This window comes from Pseudohalioglobus sediminis, assembly GCF_008370495.1.
Taxonomy (GTDB): domain Bacteria; phylum Pseudomonadota; class Gammaproteobacteria; order Pseudomonadales; family Halieaceae; genus Halioglobus.
In genome coordinates, this window is the sequence record NZ_VTUX01000003.1 from 519,966 (window position 1) to 535,387 (window position 15,422).

Sequence of the window (15,422 nt, forward strand, 5' to 3'; positions counted from 1 at the left end):
TGGCGGGTGGCCGCCACCACCGCACCCGCTGATCGCCCTGTGCACCGGGGCCACCAGCCCGGCGGGCCGGTGCCGAATAGCGGCTATGGGCGATGCTCTCGCGCCAGGTACTCATGGGACTGCATTTCCTGCAGTCTGGACTGGGTGCGCTGGAACTCAAACTCCAGGCTGCCGCCGCCGTAGAGCTCCAAAAGTGGCTTTTCGGCCGCGATCACCAGCTTGACGTTGCGATCGTAGAATTCGTCTACCAGGTTGATGAATCGACGCGCCTGGTCATTGAGTTCGGCGCGGAACTCGGGCACCCCCGAGAGCAGCACCGCATGGAAAATGCGCGCCAGCTCTATGTAGTCATTCTGTGAGCGCGGCCCATCACAAAGCTCGGCAAAGTCAAACCAGGCTACGTCTTCCGCCAGGCAGCGCACCGTCAGGTACCGGTTATTGATCTGGATGCGCTCCCAGTGCTTGCCTGGCTCCACAGCCAGTGCCTCGAAGCTCTGGCGCAGGCTGGTGTCGGCGGCGGCGTCCAGCGGGCAGTGGTAGAGCTCCGCCTGCTGCAGCGTGCGCAGCCTGTAATCCACACCGGCGTCCACATTCACCACCTGGGTGTATTTTTCCACCATGGCGATGACAGGCAGGAAGCGCTGGCGCTGCAGGCCGTTCTCGTACAGCTTTTCCGGCACGATATTCGAGGTGGCCACCAGGGTAACACCGCGCTGGAACAGCGCCTCCATAAGCCCGCCCAGAATCATTGCATCGCCGATATCGGAGACAAAAAACTCATCGAAACAGACCACCAATGCCTCGTCGGCGAGGCGCTGGGCAACGATCTGCAAGGGATTCTTCTCACCCTCCAGGTCATTGAGTTCGGCATGAACCCGCTGCATAAAGCGGTGAAAGTGAACCCGCAATTTGCGGTCGAAAGGCAGGCAGTCGTAGAAGGTATCAACCAGGTAGGTTTTGCCGCGGCCCACCCCGCCCCACAGATACAGGCCCGTCTCGGGTTCCATCGACTGCCGCTTGAAGCGCCCCAGCAACGCCGAAAGTCCGCGCTCACGCGATTCGAATCGCGCCACGAGGCGCTGTTGCAGGTCGTCCAGCAGGCGCACCGCCGCCTCCTGGGCGGGATCATGCGAGAAGCCCTCACGCTGCAGGTCAGCCTGGTAACGCTGCCAGGGTGTGGTCATGTTACAGCCATACAGAAATCCGGGCGGCACACTTTACCGACAGGCCCGGCGCAAGGCAACGCCACCAAGGTATAGCGGCGGTAAACTGTATGCAGCGGGGACATAACGGGTATACTTCCGGTCTTCTTTAAACGGTAAGGGGATGACGCCTTGTACAGCTTGACTATTGTTATTGTCGGCGCGGCCGCTGGCCTGCTCGCAGGGATCGGATTGGGCATGGTGCTGGGTCGACGCAGCTCGGCGGCGGGCCAGAAGTATCGCGAGGTGGAACGCAAACTGGACCAGGTGCTGCAGGACAAGAAAGCCTACGAAGATGAAGTGGTGGAGCACTTTTCCGACACCGCCCGCCTGCTGAATACGCTCACTGAAAGCTATCGCGAAGTGCACAACCACCTGGCGAAAGGCGCCACGGACCTGTGCCAGGGCAACGGCCCTGTGGCCATGGACCGCGTGGGCAGAGATCGCGATCCGTCTGAAATACCGCCCGATCTTGCCAACATCCAACCGCCACTGGACTACGCCCCGAAAACCTCGCCCGACGAAAAAGGCATGTTGAACGAGGAGTTCGGCCTGGACCGCAACAGCCCGGAAGCGGGCACGCGGGAACCCGTAAAGGCCTGATCAAACCGGATTATCTATATCCAGGAAGCGATGCTGCAGCGCGTGGGCCTCGGCCAGGGCCGCGCCCACTGCCTGCACACCATAGCGCTCCGTGGCATGGTGCCCGGCAGCAATAAAGGCAATCCCCTCCTCCCTGGCGATGTGGACGGTCGGCTCTGACACTTCTCCGGTAACAAACACATCTGCACCTGCGGCCACGGCTGCATCGATATACGACTGGGCGGCGCCGGTGCACCACGCTACCCGTGTCACCACATGTTGCGGGTCGCCGATCAACAGGGGCTCACGACCCGTGAGTTCCGCCAGCCTGGAAGCGAGTTCACCGGCACTGCTGGCGAGCATACCCACATTGCCCACTGACGCTGGATCGTCAGGTTGCAACGGGGCGCTACCCGATATACCCAGCAACTGCCCCAGCTGCGCGTTGTTGCCCAGTTGCGGGTGCGCATCCAACGGCAGGTGATAGGCCAACAGGCTGATTTCGTGCTCCAGTAGCGTGGCCAGCCGACGTCGCTTCATCCCCACTACGGGCTGTGCTTCACCTTTCCAGAAATACCCATGGTGCACCAATAGTGCGTCTGCGCCCCACTCGACAGCGCTGTCCAGCACGTCCTGGCTGGCAGTGACCGCGGTGGCCAGCTTCCGCACCTGCGCCCTGCCCTCGACCTGCAAACCATTGGGACAGTAGTCGCGAAATTGCTGCGGCTGCAGGGTGTCGTCCAGCCACTTGATTACCTCGGTCAGCGGAGTGCTCATGATTGCCATTTCCTGTTCGGGTGGTGTGCGCTTCATATACAATACGGGGGTGCCACAACGGCGCTGGCCTTCACCGCAGCCTGTTGCCATGGACTGTCGCCGGCTGCGATTACCGGCAGCGGCAGGCCGATCACTTTACCGCAGGACAGGGCTCACCGACACACATGAAAGAAGGGCTGAAGTTTATCACCTGGCCAGCCATTGCCGGTCTGCTGGCAGCGCTGCTAATCCTGGACCGCTGGATTCTGCCCCAGCCCGGCAACACAGGCCATCGCGCCGCTGCATCAGCCACCTACGCAGAAGCGGTACGCAAGGCGACCCCGGGGGTCGTCAATATCTACATTGCCAAGCTGGTGAAAACCGGCAACCCACTGGTGCAGGAACGCCTGACACTGGCACAGCGCATGCCGCGCCAGCGGATCGAAAGATCGCTTGGTTCCGGTGTCATCATGACCGCCGAGGGGCACATACTGACCAACCATCATGTCATCGCAGGGGCCGATGCAATCCAGGTCCTGCTGCACGACGGCCGCTCCGCCAGCGCGCGCGTCATCGGCTCGGATATCGCTACCGATCTCGCCGTCCTGAAAATCGACCTGCCCGAGCTCAGCCCGGTGGAGCCCGCCGACTCCGATGTACTGCAGGTGGGCGACGTGGTGCTGGCGATTGGCAATCCACTGGGCTTCGGCCACACCGTGACGCAGGGCATCGTCTCTGCGCTGGGACGCTACGGGTTGCAACTGAACACCTACGAGGACTACATCCAGACCGACGCGATCATTCACCAGGGTAACTCGGGCGGCGCCCTCATCGACACCCGCGGCAAACTGCTCGGCATCAATACCCTGATTTATACAGCCAGCAACCAGGACGGGACGTCGCCGACCGGTATCGGCATCAGCCTGGCCATTCCCATCAACCTCGCGTCCTACGTGATGCGGGACCTGATCGAGTATGGAGAGGTCATCCGCGGCTGGCTGGGAGTCAGCGTGGAACCGGTACGCATGACCACGGGCGGCCAGCAACAGGCACTGCTGGTGGTCGCAATGGCCGAGAACAGCCCGGCCAAGCGCGCTGGAGTGGAAACCGGGGACCTGATTACCCACATTGACGGAGAAGCCGTCCTGGACGGCAGGCAGACCATGCACCAGATCGCACGGCTGCGCCCCGGCGACGCCATTTCGGTCACAGTTTTACGCGATCAGCAGAGTCTTGAACTGCGCGCTGTCGTCGGCGTGCAGGGCCAGTCAAGCCCGGCCAGGTAGTCTCATAAACCCCGGGCCACGCCATTGCCCCGCACGTCTCACGGCGACCATCAGCGCTTAACTTTGGCCGCTTCGAAGGTGCCCTCGCCCACTTCAATCACACTGTCGACGCTGCACTAGGCCTTTGAGCAGGGTGCTCAGTCTTTCAGGCGATATTCCGCGCTGCGCGCGTGGGCCGTCAGTGACTCACCCCGCGCCAGCACCGACGCGACCCTGCCAAGTTCCTGCACGCCATCGGCACTGCACATGATAATGGAGCTACGCTTCTGGAAATCGTACACACCCAGGGGCGAAAAGAAGCGCGCGCTGCGCGAGGTGGGCAGAACGTGATTGGGGCCAGCGCAATAATCCCCCAGTGACTCCGAGGTATAGGGCCCCATGAAGATGGCACCGGCGTGACGGATGTGTGGTAACAGGTTCTCCGGGTCTGCGACCGAAAGCTCCAGGTGCTCAGGTGCCAGGCGATTGCTGATCGCCACCGCCTCTGACAAGTCCCGTGTCTTGACCAGTGCCCCCCGCCCCGCGAGCGAGGCGCGGATAATCGGCTCCCGCTCCATTTGCGGAAGCAGTTCGTCGATGCTGGCAGCGACCCGGTCGAGATACCCGGCATCCGGACACAGCAGGATAGCCTGGGCGTTCTCATCGTGCTCCGCCTGCGAAAACAGGTCCATGGCCACCCAGTCCGGGTCTGTGCTGCCGTCACAGATAACCAGTATCTCCGAGGGGCCGGCGATCATATCGATACCCACGCGCCCGAATACCATGCGTTTTGCCGCAGCCACGTAGATGTTCCCGGGGCCGACAATCTTGTCGACCGCCGGCACGGTTTCTGTGCCGTAGGCGAGCGCTGCCACCGCCTGGGCGCCGCCAACAGTAAACACCCTGTCCACGCCGGCTATCGCTGCAGCCGCCAGCACCAGCTCATTGAGCTCTCCCCCCGGGGCCGGCACCACCATGACGATCTGCCCTACCCCGGCCACGTGTGCCGGGATTGCATTCATCAGCACAGAAGACGGGTAACTGGCCTTGCCGCCGGGGACATAAATCCCCGCACTGTCCAGGGCCGTAATCTGCTGCCCCAGCAGGTTGCCGCTGGCGTCCCGGTACTGCCAGCTGTCCTGCAACTGGTGCTGGTGATACTCGCGAATACGCGCAGCGGCAGCTTCCAGCGCCTGTCGGCTGTCGGCGTCGATATCACGCAAGGCCTGCTGCAGGCGCGCCTGGCTGATCTCCAACTCCGCCGCACTTGCCCGCTCGAGCTGGTCGAATTGTGCTGTGTAGGACAGCAGCGCCGCGTCGCCGCGCTCGGCCACTGCTGCCAGGATCTCGCGCACGGTGTCGTTGACGGCATGGTCGAGTTCCTCCTCCCATGCCGTAAGCTGCTCAATACGGGCATCAAAATCGGTCTGCGTGGAATCCAGTCGCCGCATCATGCGGCCTCCACCGCAGCCGCCAGGCTGTCTACTAGCGACTGTATACCGGCACAACGCGAGCGCATGGCCGCCTTGTTGACAATCAGGCGTGAGCTCACGCTGGCGACTTCTTCCAGCGGCTCCATGCCATTGGCGCGCAGGGTATTGCCGGTGTCGACGATGTCCAGTATGAGGTCGGCAAGATCCATCATCGGCGCCAGCTCCATGGCACCGTACAACTTGATAACATCGGCATGCACGCCCTTGCGCGCGAAGTAGTCGCGCGCGATATTCACGAATTTGGTGGCCACGCGGATGCGCGCCCCGTCCTGCTGCCAACCGACCGGCCCGGCTGTCATCAGGCGACAGCGGGCAATCCCCAGATCCAGCGGTTCGTAGAGCCCCTCGGCGCCGTGCTCCAATAACACATCCTTGCCCACCACGCCCACGTCTGCCGCCCCGTGACGCACGTATGTCGGCACATCGGTGCCGCGAATAACGACCAGCCGGACACCGTCTGCCGTCGTTTCGAACACCAGTTTACGGCTCTTGCTGATGTCATCGAGCGGCTCAATGCCGGCGCGAGCCAGCAGCGGCAGTGTTTCCTTGAGAATACGTCCCTTGGTGAGGGCGATGGTAATGCTTTCACTCATTGGTTTGGTGCCTGTTCCGATCAGTCAGGGAGGCAGTAACTAGATGCCCCGGTGACTGCAGTTTCTGTTCAGTAACCCGAACCCCTGAACAATGTGATTCGGGCGCTCTCGGCGCCAGCGTCACGCTGCCTGTTGTCCGGCAATGGTCCGGCGATGGTCCGGCACGGACCGACAGGGTATCCGACGCAACGAGAGCGCAAACCCGTCAGGCTTGCTGCTGCCACTGTTCCGGGGTGAAGGTGCGGATATTCACAGCATGAATGCTCCCTTCGGCGATCTCGTCGCTGAGGGCCGCATAAACCAGTTGCTGCTTCTTCACCGGGCGCAGGCCTTCGAAAACATCACCGATGGCCGTGATGTCATAGTTGGCGCCCTCACCCTGCACACGGAATTCGCATTCCGGCATATGATTTTGCAGCAGGGCCTTGACGGTGGCAGCGTCCATAGCGATCTCCAGATCAGGGTTGATTCGACAGCATTACCGCCCGTGTTCACACACAGGCGGCAAGGGGGTGGCATTTTAGGAGAAAATGAAGGTAAAGGCGACTGGCTTCGCCTCGCACGGAAGGCACCGGGTACCCGGTGGCTCCCGCAAGTGCTTGTCGACAAACGCAGACCGGGGTCAGCCTTCCACTTCGATGGCCGACCAGTTTTCAATGACAGCATTCAGGTCGCCGTTTTCCTTACGCGCGGCCGATTCAAACTGGCTGCGGTAGATCTCCCCGAGGTTCACACTTTCGATGATCATGTTGCGCAACTTCCACTCCCCATCCCGGCCCCGTCCCATCTGGTACATCACCACGTAGGGTTCACTGTTTTCGGAGTAAATCAACTGTTCAACCGAGACGCGAGACGCGTCCTTGTCCTCGGCGCCGGGGTCGGACAACTCAATCCGGGAGCCACCGAATGCGAGCAGGCCCTTGCCATAGGTTCGCACCATGCCATCGCGCATGACTTCGGTGAAGCGATCGAGCTGCTCCCGCAACTGCGCCCGGCCCGCTTCATCCAGCGACCGGTAGCGTTCACTGGTTGCGTAGGGGCCCATAACGCCCCGGGCAAAACCGCGAAAGTCCACCACGGGATCAAGCACGTCCTGGATGGCCTGGTAATAGCGCTCGGGGTCGTCGTCAACGTATGCCTGGGCTTCGGCGACCACCTGCATCACGCTGGTGGTTGCCGAGTGCACCACCCCATGGGCGGTACTGTCGCCAGCGGGGGTGTCATCGGCACTGGCTGCCAGCGCTACAAAAAACAGCCCGGTTATCCAGCCGACCCAGCGGCCGTACCCAACACCCGCTTCGCGAAACCACTCATTTCTACTATTCACACTCGCCGTCCCCTGTATAATCCGCATTTTGCCCAGCGACATATGTACGCTGCCGAATTCACCCTGATCAGTTAAGCCCGGTCTCTATGACAACAGCTTTGTTCGCGCAGTTCCACATGGCAGCGCGGCCGCCCACTTTAACAGGAAACATGACGCCATGCTGTTAGCATCCGTCACCATCCTCGTCGGCCTGGTTGTGCTGATCTGGAGCGCCGACCTGTTCGTCGCCGGCGCCGCTTCCATCGCGGAGAACATGGGCATGTCGCCCATCCTGATCGGCCTGACCATTGTCTCCCTGGGCACCTCGGCCCCTGAAATTATAGTCTCGTTCACCGCTGCACTGTCCGGAGCCGGGGATCTCGCTATCGGCAACGCGATCGGCTCGAACATCGCCAACATCGGCCTGGTACTGGGTATCACGGTTCTGGTGGCGCCGATGATGGTTCACGAAAGCTGCATGAAGAAGGAGATGCCCATCCTGCTGCTGGTCACATTTGGCACTGGCGCGCTCCTGATCGACGATGTGCTCTCCACAATCGACGCCTGGCTTATGGTCGGAACACTGGTGCTGATCATCGTGCACATGGTACGCAGCCAGCAGCAGGATGAGGTACTTGCGGTGGAGGCAGCGGAGGAGAACCTGCCCCATCTGGCCCCGACCAGGGCCTGGCTCTACTTTTTTGCGGGACTCGGCCTGCTCATCGCCAGCTCACACGCGCTGGTGTGGGGGTCGGTGTTCGTCGCCGAGACCCTGGGAGTGTCGGAACTGGTCATCGGCCTGACGATCGTCGCCATCGGCACCAGCCTGCCTGAACTCGCGGCAACCATTGCCAGCGCCATGCGCGGACATACCGAGATCGCGCTGGGCAATATTATCGGCTCAAATATGTTCAACCTGCTGGCTGTGATGAGCATTCCAGGCATCGTCGGCTCAGAGAATCTCGAACGGGCCGTGATTACCCGCGACTACCCCACCATGACATTCCTGACGGTGTTCCTTGCCGCGGCCATTATCATCAGCCGCAGGCGCACACGATCCAGGGCCGGGCACGCGTATCTCGGGCGCACCGTCGGGGTGTTGTTAGTCGCTTTATACGCGCTGTATTATTACTGGCTATACCTTAGCATCTGACCCGGGCCCCACCTCTATGGCGGACACCTCTTGCAGCAGTTTTGCCCTCTCGGCGAGGCGAACCATCGACATCGAAGCGCAGGCTGTGGCGGCGTTGTCGCATCGCATTGGCGAGGATTTCAACAAGGCCTGTGAATTGTTACTGGCCTGCCGCGGTCGCGTCATCGTCACCGGCATGGGGAAATCCGGGCATATCGCGCGCAAAATCGCTGCCACCCTTGCCAGCACCGGCACTCCCGCCTACTTTGTCCACCCTGGCGAGGCCAGCCATGGCGATATGGGCATGATTACCGCCAGCGACGCCGTTATCGCCCTGTCCAACAGCGGTGAGGTCACCGAAGTGGTCACCCTGCTGCCCCTGCTCAAGCGCCTCGGTGCCAGTCTGATAGCCATGACCGGCAACGCCAATTCCACGCTGGCGCGGGCCGCAGACGCCCACCTGGACACGGGCGTTGAATCCGAGGCCTGCCCGCTCGACCTGGCGCCGACTTCCAGCACCACCACGGCCCTGGTCATGGGCGACGCCCTGGCCATTGCCCTGCTGGAAGAACGCGGCTTCACCGCGGAGGATTTCGCCTTTTCCCACCCGGGTGGCACCCTGGGCAAGAAGCTGTTGCTGAAGGTCGAGGATGTAATGCAGGGTGGGAATGCCATCCCCGCCGTCACCGGGGACACCCTGTTGTCGAATGCCCTGCTGGAGATCAGCAACAAGGGTCTGGGGATGACCACGGTGGTCGATGCCGCGGGCAACCTGGTGGGCATTTTCACTGACGGCGACCTGCGCCGCACCCTGGACCAGAAGATCGATATCAACAGCACGCCCATCGCCGAGCTGATGACGACGGGCGCCAAGACAGCCAGCCCGCAAATGCTTGCCGCCGAAGCCCTGCGCATCATGGAGGAGAATGAAATCACCTCCCTCGTTGTTGTGGGCGATGAGGGCAATACCTGCGGCGTCATCCACCTGATGCACCTGCTGCATGCAGGTATAGCCTGAAGCTTATGACAATTAGCGCGCAAACTGCTGGAAACATCGAACTGCTGGCGCTGGATGTCGACGGCGTACTGACCGATGGCCGAATCTTCTATGGCAACAGTGGCGAGGAGCTGAAGAGTTTTAGCATCAAGGATGGCCTCGGCATCAAGCTGCTGCAGCGCGATGGTATCGAGGTCGTGCTGATCACCGGTCGCGACTCGCATATTGTCTCCAGGCGCGCCGCGGAACTGGGCATCACTGAGGTCATACAGGGGCGCGAGGACAAGCTCACTGCACTGCGCGAGGTCTGCGCGGCAAGGGCCATTCAACCGGCACAGTGCGCCTACATGGGAGATGATCTTCCCGACCTCGCCGCCGTGCGTGCAGCCGGGATTGGCATGGCACCGGCCGATGCTGCCGCGCCTCTGCGCGAGTCTGCGGACTGGGTCAGCGAGCGACCCGGCGGTGCCGGCGCTGTGCGCGAGGCCTGCGAGATGCTGCTGTCCCGGCGCGGGACCCTGCTGCAAAGACTGGCAGACTACGACTGATGACGCGCCCCGCACTGCAAGTGCTGCTCGCCATTACCCTTGTGGTGGCCGCGAACTACTACTGGAGCCCGCGAACTTCACAAACCGTGGACGAGGAAACCAGGGAGCGGCAACGGGCATTGCCAAAGACCTATATCGAGCAAACCCGGGCCTGGTCATTTGATGAGACCGGTGCCCTGACCGACATTCTCGAAGCGGAAAAAATCGAACAATTCGGGCGTGGCAACGTCTCAATGCTGACCATGCCGAAATTTTATGCCCACAGTCGCGACGACAAGACCTGGTCTGCAGTGGCCGAACGCGGGCGCTTTGAGGATCATAGCGAACGCCTGCTGCTGCGCCGGAACGTGGTGCTGACGCACGACCAGACCGGCACCAGCATGACCACGCAAGCCATGGATATAGAGCTGGACGACAAAACAGCTATTGCCAATAAACGGGTCACCATCACCCAGGGCGAGAATCGCACCACCGCCGATGGCATGGTCGCGCGCCTGCAGGAGGAGACAATAACCTTGAAACCCAATGTGGAGAGTACCTATGTGCAGCAGCCTTGACCGGTTTATCGCCTGCGCAGTGATCTGCCTGGCCATGTTAGCGCCGGGAGTAAGCAACGCCCTGCCGGATGACCGCGAACAGCCTATCCACATCGAGGCAGACGAGGCGCTTCGCGACGAAAAACAGGGCTTCACTCGCTACCAGGGCAACGTGCAGATGGACCAGGGAAGCCTACGTATCGAGGCCGACCAGATCACCATTTATCACACCGGCGAGGAAGCCGACCGGGTTCTGGCCACCGGCAAGCCGGCGCGCATGCAGCAACAGCCGGACCCGGAAAAAGGCCTGCTCAAGGCCAGGGCGGACACCATCACCTACGTCAAAAGTGAGCAGCGCGTGGAATTGCGCAGCAACGCCCATATCGAGCAGGACGGCTCCATCGTCACCGGCGACTACATCGACTATTTCATTGAACAGGAACTCGTCAAGGCGGGTTCCGCCGGGGGAGAAAATGCCAGCAGGGTGCAGGTGGTGATCCCCGCCGAGGTGTTGCAGGATGAGGAAGCGGACCGTGGCACGACTGACAGCAAATAATCTGGCCAAGGCCTACCGTGGTCGCGAGGTCGTGCAGGACGTGTCGCTGCAGATCGAAAGCGGCCAGGTCGTCGGCCTCCTCGGGCCCAACGGCGCTGGCAAAACCACCTGTTTCTACATGATCACTGGCATCATCCAGGCTGATCGCGGGGTAATTGAGCTGAATGGCGAGGATATCACGCCACTGTCCATGCACGAGCGTGCCAGGCGAGGCATCGGCTACCTGCCGCAGGAGGCCTCGATCTTCCGCAAGCTATCGGTGGGCGACAATATCCTTGCGGTGCTGGAGACTCGGCCGGACCTGAATAGAAAGCAGCGTCTGCAGCAGCGCGATCAATTGCTACAGGAATTCAACGTGCAACACCTGCGCGACAGCCTCGGGCAGTCTCTCTCCGGGGGTGAGCGCCGCCGTGTCGAGATCGCCAGGGCACTGGCGGCGGAACCCGATTTCATTCTGCTCGATGAACCTTTCGCCGGTGTCGACCCGATTTCAGTCAGCGATATCAAGCAGATCATCAACCACTTGCGTGAGCGCGGCATCGGCGTGTTGATCACCGACCACAACGTGCGCGACACGCTCGACATCTGTGAACTGGCTTTCATCGTTGGCGAGGGGCATATCATCGCCTCGGGAAATGCCAACGACGTACTGAACAATGCCCGCGTGCGCAAAATCTACCTGGGTGAGCAGTTCACCATGTAAACGCTGTGTGACCGGCATTATCCCACGAAGTCAATAAGCAAATTTCGCGCCAAGCTGTTGCCACGGCTCTCGACCCGGCGCTAAACTGCCCCTGTTGTAATTCAAGGCGCCCGCATTCGGGGCGACAAAGTGCTACCAGACACTCGATGAAACAGTCGCTTCAACTCAAGCTTGGCCAGCAGCTGACAATGACGCCTCAGCTACAGCAGGCTATTCGCCTGTTGCAGTTGTCCACACTGGATTTACAGCAGGAAATCCAGCAGGCACTCGACAGTAACCCCCTACTCGAAGTCAGTGAAGACGAACCCGAACCCGAAGCCATCGCGGAAGAACAGGCGCCTTCGAGCGATGGGCCGCTGGAAAACCTTGAACACAGCGCCAGTGACCCGGTAAACGCCGCCAATAGCGAATCCGCCCCGATCAGCGAAACCATGCCTGAGGAGTTGCCGGTCGACACCCAGTGGGACGACCTGCTGCCATCCGGCTCGGCTCCACCAGCCCCGGCCACGGATGACTCCGGCGAGGGCGATTTCGACGGCCGCAATGCACCACAGGAGAGCCTGCGCGAGAGTTTACTCTGGCAGCTCAACCTGGCCAGACTATCTGATACCGACAGGCTCATTGCCCTGGCTATTATCGACGCCACTGCCGGCGATGGTCGCCTGTCTGTGAGTCTGGAGGAGATCCACGAGGGCTTCGACGAAGAGCTCGACATCGAGATGGACGAGGTCGTCGCCGTGCTGCACAGACTGCAGCAGTTTGAGCCAGCGGGCGTGTGCACCCGCAACCTACAGGAATGCCTGCTGGTGCAGCTACAGCAGCTACCCGCCTCCACGCCTTACCTGGAGCAGGCCAAGGTCTTGCTCAGCCGCCATCTACCGCAGCTGGCGAGTGGTGACTTCAAGCAGATCATGCGGCGCACACGGCTCAAGGAAGAGCAACTGAAGGATGTACTGGCACTGATCCAGACCCTGGACCCCCGGCCCGGCGAGACCTTTGCGCCAGAGTCGGTAGAGTACGTGGTGCCGGATGTTTTCGTGAGCAAGAAGGCGGGACGCTGGTGCGTCGAACTGAACCCCGATATTGCCCCCAGGTTGCGCATCAACAGCACCTACGCCGGACTCATCAAGCGCGCAGACAACAGTGCCGACAACACCTTCCTGCGCGACAACCTGCAGGAGGCGCGCTGGTTCCTGAAGAGCCTGCAGAGTCGCAATGAAACCCTGATGAAAGTAGCCAGCAAGATCGTCGAGCACCAACGTAATTTCCTCGAGTATGGCGAGGAGGCGATGAAACCGCTGGTACTTGCCGATATCGCAGAAGCGGTGGAAATGCACGAGTCCACGATTTCCAGGGTTACCACCCAGAAATACATGCATACGCCCCGCGGCGTATTTGAGCTGAAGTTCTTTTTCTCCAGCCACGTGGCGACAACCAGCGGCGGCGAGTGCTCTTCCACGGCAATACGCGCGCTGATCAAGAAACTGGTGGCAGCGGAAAACCCGCGTAAACCGCTCAGTGACAACAAGATCACCCAGCTGCTGGAGGAACAGGGCATCAAAGTGGCACGGCGAACCATTGCCAAGTACCGGGAGACCATGCAGATCCCCCCATCTAACGAACGCAAGCGGCTGGTTTAGCCCTTACATAGAGGTTCCATGGAAAAAGGTTTCGATGCCACGGGGCATTGGTCTAGACTTTAAAACAAACAGCGAGAGATTCCCGGCATTGCCGGCCCCGGCAGAACCAGCTCAGGCACCTGCCGGTTTAACCTGAAGAAGGAGCAATAATATGCAACTGACTGTCAGCGGACATCACGTGGAAGTCACCGAGCCACTGCGCGAGTATGTGCAACACAAGTTTGAACGACTGCAGAGGCACTTTGACCAGATTACCAACACGGAAGTCACCCTGATCGTGGAAAAACTGGTACAGAAAGCCGAGGCCAATGTGCACATATCCGGGGCCGATATTTTCGCCCACGCCGAGTCCGAGGACATGTATGCTGCTATCGACGCGCTTGCCGATAAACTCGACCGCCAACTCATTAAGCACAAGGAAAAAAACCGGGGTCACTGACACCCCGGGCAATCACTCTATGCAACCCCTTGCCTCTCTGCTGACCCCCGAGCGCACTGCCTGCCAGTTGCCGGGGCTCAGCAAAAAACGCTTGTTCGAAAGCATCGCCCGCATAATCAGCGACGACCAGTTCTCGCTGTCCTATGACGAAGTCTTCGCCCACTTTATCGCCAGGGAGAAACTTGGCAGTACCGGCCTGGGGGACGGCATAGCGATACCGCATTGCCGCATCGGCAACTGCAGCCAGCCCACCGGGGCCCTGCTGACGCTATCCGAACCCATTGATTTTGACTCACCGGACAATCAGCCCGTTGATCTCGTGTTTGCCCTGCTGGTGCCCGAGGATGAGCCGCAGCAGCATCTCGATACACTCGCGGGTCTGGCCAGGCTATTCAGCCAGGCTGGCTTCTGTGAGGGGCTGCGCAATGCCCGTGATCAGGCAACCCTGTTTCGGCTGGCCATCGAGGCCGAAGCCGTCGCGCCTTAGGGCCCGGCACACTCGCCATGCAGCTAATCATCATCAGCGGCCGATCCGGATCCGGCAAGAGCACCGCCCTCAACCAGCTTGAGGACGAGGGTTATTACTGTATCGATAACTTGCCCGTCTCCCTGCTGCCTGCACTCGTTGCCGAAACCCAGCGCGAGGAGTTTGCCCACTTTCGCGGCACTGCGGTCTGCATCGACGCGCGCAACGCATGGAAATACCTGGCGGATTTCAGCCAGGTCATGGGCGCCCTGCCGGCAACCGTGAAGACTGAAGTGCTCTACCTCGACGCAGAGGAACCGGCGCTGATCAAGCGTTTCTCCGAGACCCGGCGCAAACACCCGCTGAGCGCGGACTCCATGACACTGGCTGAGGCCATAGCGCAGGAGAGGGAGTTGCTCGAGCCCATATCCAGCGCGGCATCGCTGGTCCTGGACACCACCCAGATGACCATCTACGACCTGCGCGACGCTATCAAGCAACGCCTGCTGGGCACCGAGAGCAGCAGCATGTCACTGCTGATCCAGTCATTCGGGTTCAAGCGCGGAATTCCCAAGGACGCCGACCTGCTGTTCGATGTGCGCATGCTGCCAAACCCGCACTGGGTAAAGGAACTACGCCTGCAAAACGGCACCGAAGCCGAGGTCCGCGATTTCCTGGAAGCACAGCCCATGACCGCGGAATTGTTCGCAGATATTTGCCATTTTCTGGATCGGTGGCTACCCCGCTACGGTGACAGCAACCGCAGTTACATGACGGTCGCTATCGGTTGTACCGGCGGCCAGCATCGTTCAGTATACTTGGCCGAGCGCCTGTTCCGTCATTACCAGGCGCAGTATCCGGGCATTCACGTCAGACACAGGGAATTGCAGTAAGTGATTGAAACCCAGGTCACGATCGTCAACAAGCTTGGCCTGCACGCACGTGCTGCAGCCAAGCTGGTCGGCTGTACCGCCGCTTTTTCCAGCGATATCCGCATGGGCAAGGACGGCAAGATGGTCGATGCCAAAAGCATCATGTCGGTAATGATGCTGGCCGCGGGCAAGGGCACGGTGCTCGACCTGCAAGTCGACGGCAGGGACGAGCAGGCCGCACTGGAAGCCCTGACCACGCTCATTGCCAACCGCTTCGACGAGGCCGAGTAAGGCCGCCACCACAACCCGGTCCGGCATTTAGCCCGGGCTGGTAAC

At 60.9% G+C, this 15,422-nt stretch carries 19 protein-coding genes; 13 read left to right on the plus strand and 6 right to left on the minus strand.

Annotation, left to right across the window (positions count from 1 at the left end; translation table 11 throughout):
- Nucleotides 1–83: 83 nt before the first annotated feature.
- Nucleotides 84–1,184, minus strand: a complete 1,101-nt coding sequence (gene zapE / locus F0M18_RS08955; protein WP_149611055.1) for a cell division protein ZapE — start codon at nucleotides 1,182–1,184, stop codon at nucleotides 84–86.
- A gap of 150 nt (nucleotides 1,185–1,334) precedes the next feature.
- Here zapE and F0M18_RS08960 point away from each other — a divergent pair, with 150 nt between their 5' ends.
- Entirely contained in the window at nucleotides 1,335–1,805 is a 471-nt protein-coding gene (locus tag F0M18_RS08960; RefSeq protein WP_149611056.1) for a YhcB family protein, read from the plus strand.
- Here F0M18_RS08960 and F0M18_RS08965 read toward each other — a convergent pair whose 3' ends face one another.
- Nucleotides 1,806–2,561: a Nif3-like dinuclear metal center hexameric protein gene (locus tag F0M18_RS08965; RefSeq protein ID WP_149611057.1), complete on the minus strand. Its 756-nt coding sequence runs from the start codon at nucleotides 2,559–2,561 to the stop codon at nucleotides 1,806–1,808. It lies immediately after the preceding gene.
- 164 nt (nucleotides 2,562–2,725) lie between these two features.
- On the opposite strand from F0M18_RS08965, the gene F0M18_RS08970 reads away from it, so the two are divergent.
- Entirely contained in the window at nucleotides 2,726–3,826 is a 1,101-nt protein-coding gene (locus tag F0M18_RS08970; protein ID WP_149611058.1) for a S1C family serine protease, read from the plus strand.
- Nucleotides 3,827–3,963: 137 nt separating this feature from the next.
- On the opposite strand, the gene hisD is transcribed toward F0M18_RS08970, so the two are convergent.
- The 4 genes from hisD to F0M18_RS08990 form a co-directional block, all read right to left on the minus strand.
- A complete protein-coding gene (gene hisD, locus F0M18_RS08975) occupies nucleotides 3,964–5,259 on the minus strand; it encodes a histidinol dehydrogenase (protein WP_149611059.1) in 1,296 nt (431 codons plus the stop codon).
- Entirely contained in the window at nucleotides 5,256–5,891 is a 636-nt protein-coding gene (hisG, locus tag F0M18_RS08980) for an ATP phosphoribosyltransferase (RefSeq protein WP_149611060.1), read from the minus strand. The genes hisD and hisG overlap by 4 nt, the downstream gene beginning before the upstream one ends.
- A gap of 205 nt (nucleotides 5,892–6,096) precedes the next feature.
- The gene (locus F0M18_RS08985; RefSeq protein ID WP_149611061.1) at nucleotides 6,097–6,336 is read right to left on the minus strand and encodes a BolA family protein; all 240 of its coding nucleotides are present in this window, start codon (nucleotides 6,334–6,336) and stop codon (nucleotides 6,097–6,099) included.
- 177 nt (nucleotides 6,337–6,513) lie between these two features.
- Complete coding sequence (locus tag F0M18_RS08990) at nucleotides 6,514–7,218, minus strand: MlaC/ttg2D family ABC transporter substrate-binding protein (RefSeq protein ID WP_262500889.1); 705 nt, start codon at nucleotides 7,216–7,218, stop codon at nucleotides 6,514–6,516.
- 157 nt (nucleotides 7,219–7,375) lie between these two features.
- Here F0M18_RS08990 and F0M18_RS08995 point away from each other — a divergent pair, with 157 nt between their 5' ends.
- The 11 genes from F0M18_RS08995 to F0M18_RS09045 all read left to right on the plus strand — a co-directional run bounded on the left by F0M18_RS08995 (nucleotide 7,376) and on the right by F0M18_RS09045 (nucleotide 15,377).
- Nucleotides 7,376–8,350: a calcium/sodium antiporter gene (locus F0M18_RS08995; protein WP_149611062.1), complete on the plus strand. Its 975-nt coding sequence runs from the start codon at nucleotides 7,376–7,378 to the stop codon at nucleotides 8,348–8,350.
- A gap of 16 nt (nucleotides 8,351–8,366) precedes the next feature.
- Entirely contained in the window at nucleotides 8,367–9,347 is a 981-nt protein-coding gene (locus F0M18_RS09000; protein ID WP_149611063.1) for a KpsF/GutQ family sugar-phosphate isomerase, read from the plus strand.
- 5 nt (nucleotides 9,348–9,352) lie between these two features.
- Nucleotides 9,353–9,874 carry a KdsC family phosphatase gene (locus F0M18_RS09005; RefSeq protein ID WP_149611064.1) on the plus strand — a complete coding sequence of 174 codons (522 nt, stop codon included), beginning with the start codon at nucleotides 9,353–9,355 and terminating at the stop codon, nucleotides 9,872–9,874.
- Nucleotides 9,874–10,431: an LPS export ABC transporter periplasmic protein LptC gene (gene lptC, locus F0M18_RS09010; protein WP_149611065.1), complete on the plus strand. Its 558-nt coding sequence runs from the start codon at nucleotides 9,874–9,876 to the stop codon at nucleotides 10,429–10,431. The genes F0M18_RS09005 and lptC overlap by 1 nt, the downstream gene beginning before the upstream one ends.
- On the plus strand, nucleotides 10,415–10,966 hold the full coding sequence (lptA, locus tag F0M18_RS09015) for a lipopolysaccharide transport periplasmic protein LptA (RefSeq protein ID WP_188109659.1): 552 nt from the start codon (nucleotides 10,415–10,417) through the stop codon (nucleotides 10,964–10,966). The genes lptC and lptA overlap by 17 nt, the downstream gene beginning before the upstream one ends.
- Nucleotides 10,944–11,669 carry an LPS export ABC transporter ATP-binding protein gene (gene lptB, locus F0M18_RS09020; RefSeq protein ID WP_149611067.1) on the plus strand — a complete coding sequence of 242 codons (726 nt, stop codon included), beginning with the start codon at nucleotides 10,944–10,946 and terminating at the stop codon, nucleotides 11,667–11,669. Before lptA ends, lptB begins: the two co-directional genes overlap by 23 nt.
- 146 nt (nucleotides 11,670–11,815) lie before the next feature.
- Nucleotides 11,816–13,309: an RNA polymerase factor sigma-54 gene (locus tag F0M18_RS09025; RefSeq protein ID WP_149611068.1), complete on the plus strand. Its 1,494-nt coding sequence runs from the start codon at nucleotides 11,816–11,818 to the stop codon at nucleotides 13,307–13,309.
- Nucleotides 13,310–13,460: 151 nt separating this feature from the next.
- Complete coding sequence (gene hpf / locus F0M18_RS09030) at nucleotides 13,461–13,748, plus strand: ribosome hibernation-promoting factor, HPF/YfiA family (protein WP_149611069.1); 288 nt, start codon at nucleotides 13,461–13,463, stop codon at nucleotides 13,746–13,748.
- Nucleotides 13,749–13,767: 19 nt separating this feature from the next.
- A complete protein-coding gene (locus tag F0M18_RS09035; protein WP_149611070.1) occupies nucleotides 13,768–14,235 on the plus strand; it encodes a PTS sugar transporter subunit IIA in 468 nt (155 codons plus the stop codon).
- Between the two features lie 17 nt (nucleotides 14,236–14,252).
- A complete protein-coding gene (gene rapZ / locus F0M18_RS09040) occupies nucleotides 14,253–15,107 on the plus strand; it encodes an RNase adapter RapZ (RefSeq protein ID WP_149611071.1) in 855 nt (284 codons plus the stop codon).
- Entirely contained in the window at nucleotides 15,108–15,377 is a 270-nt protein-coding gene (locus F0M18_RS09045) for an HPr family phosphocarrier protein (protein ID WP_149611072.1), read from the plus strand.
- Nucleotides 15,378–15,422: the final 45 nt, after the last annotated feature.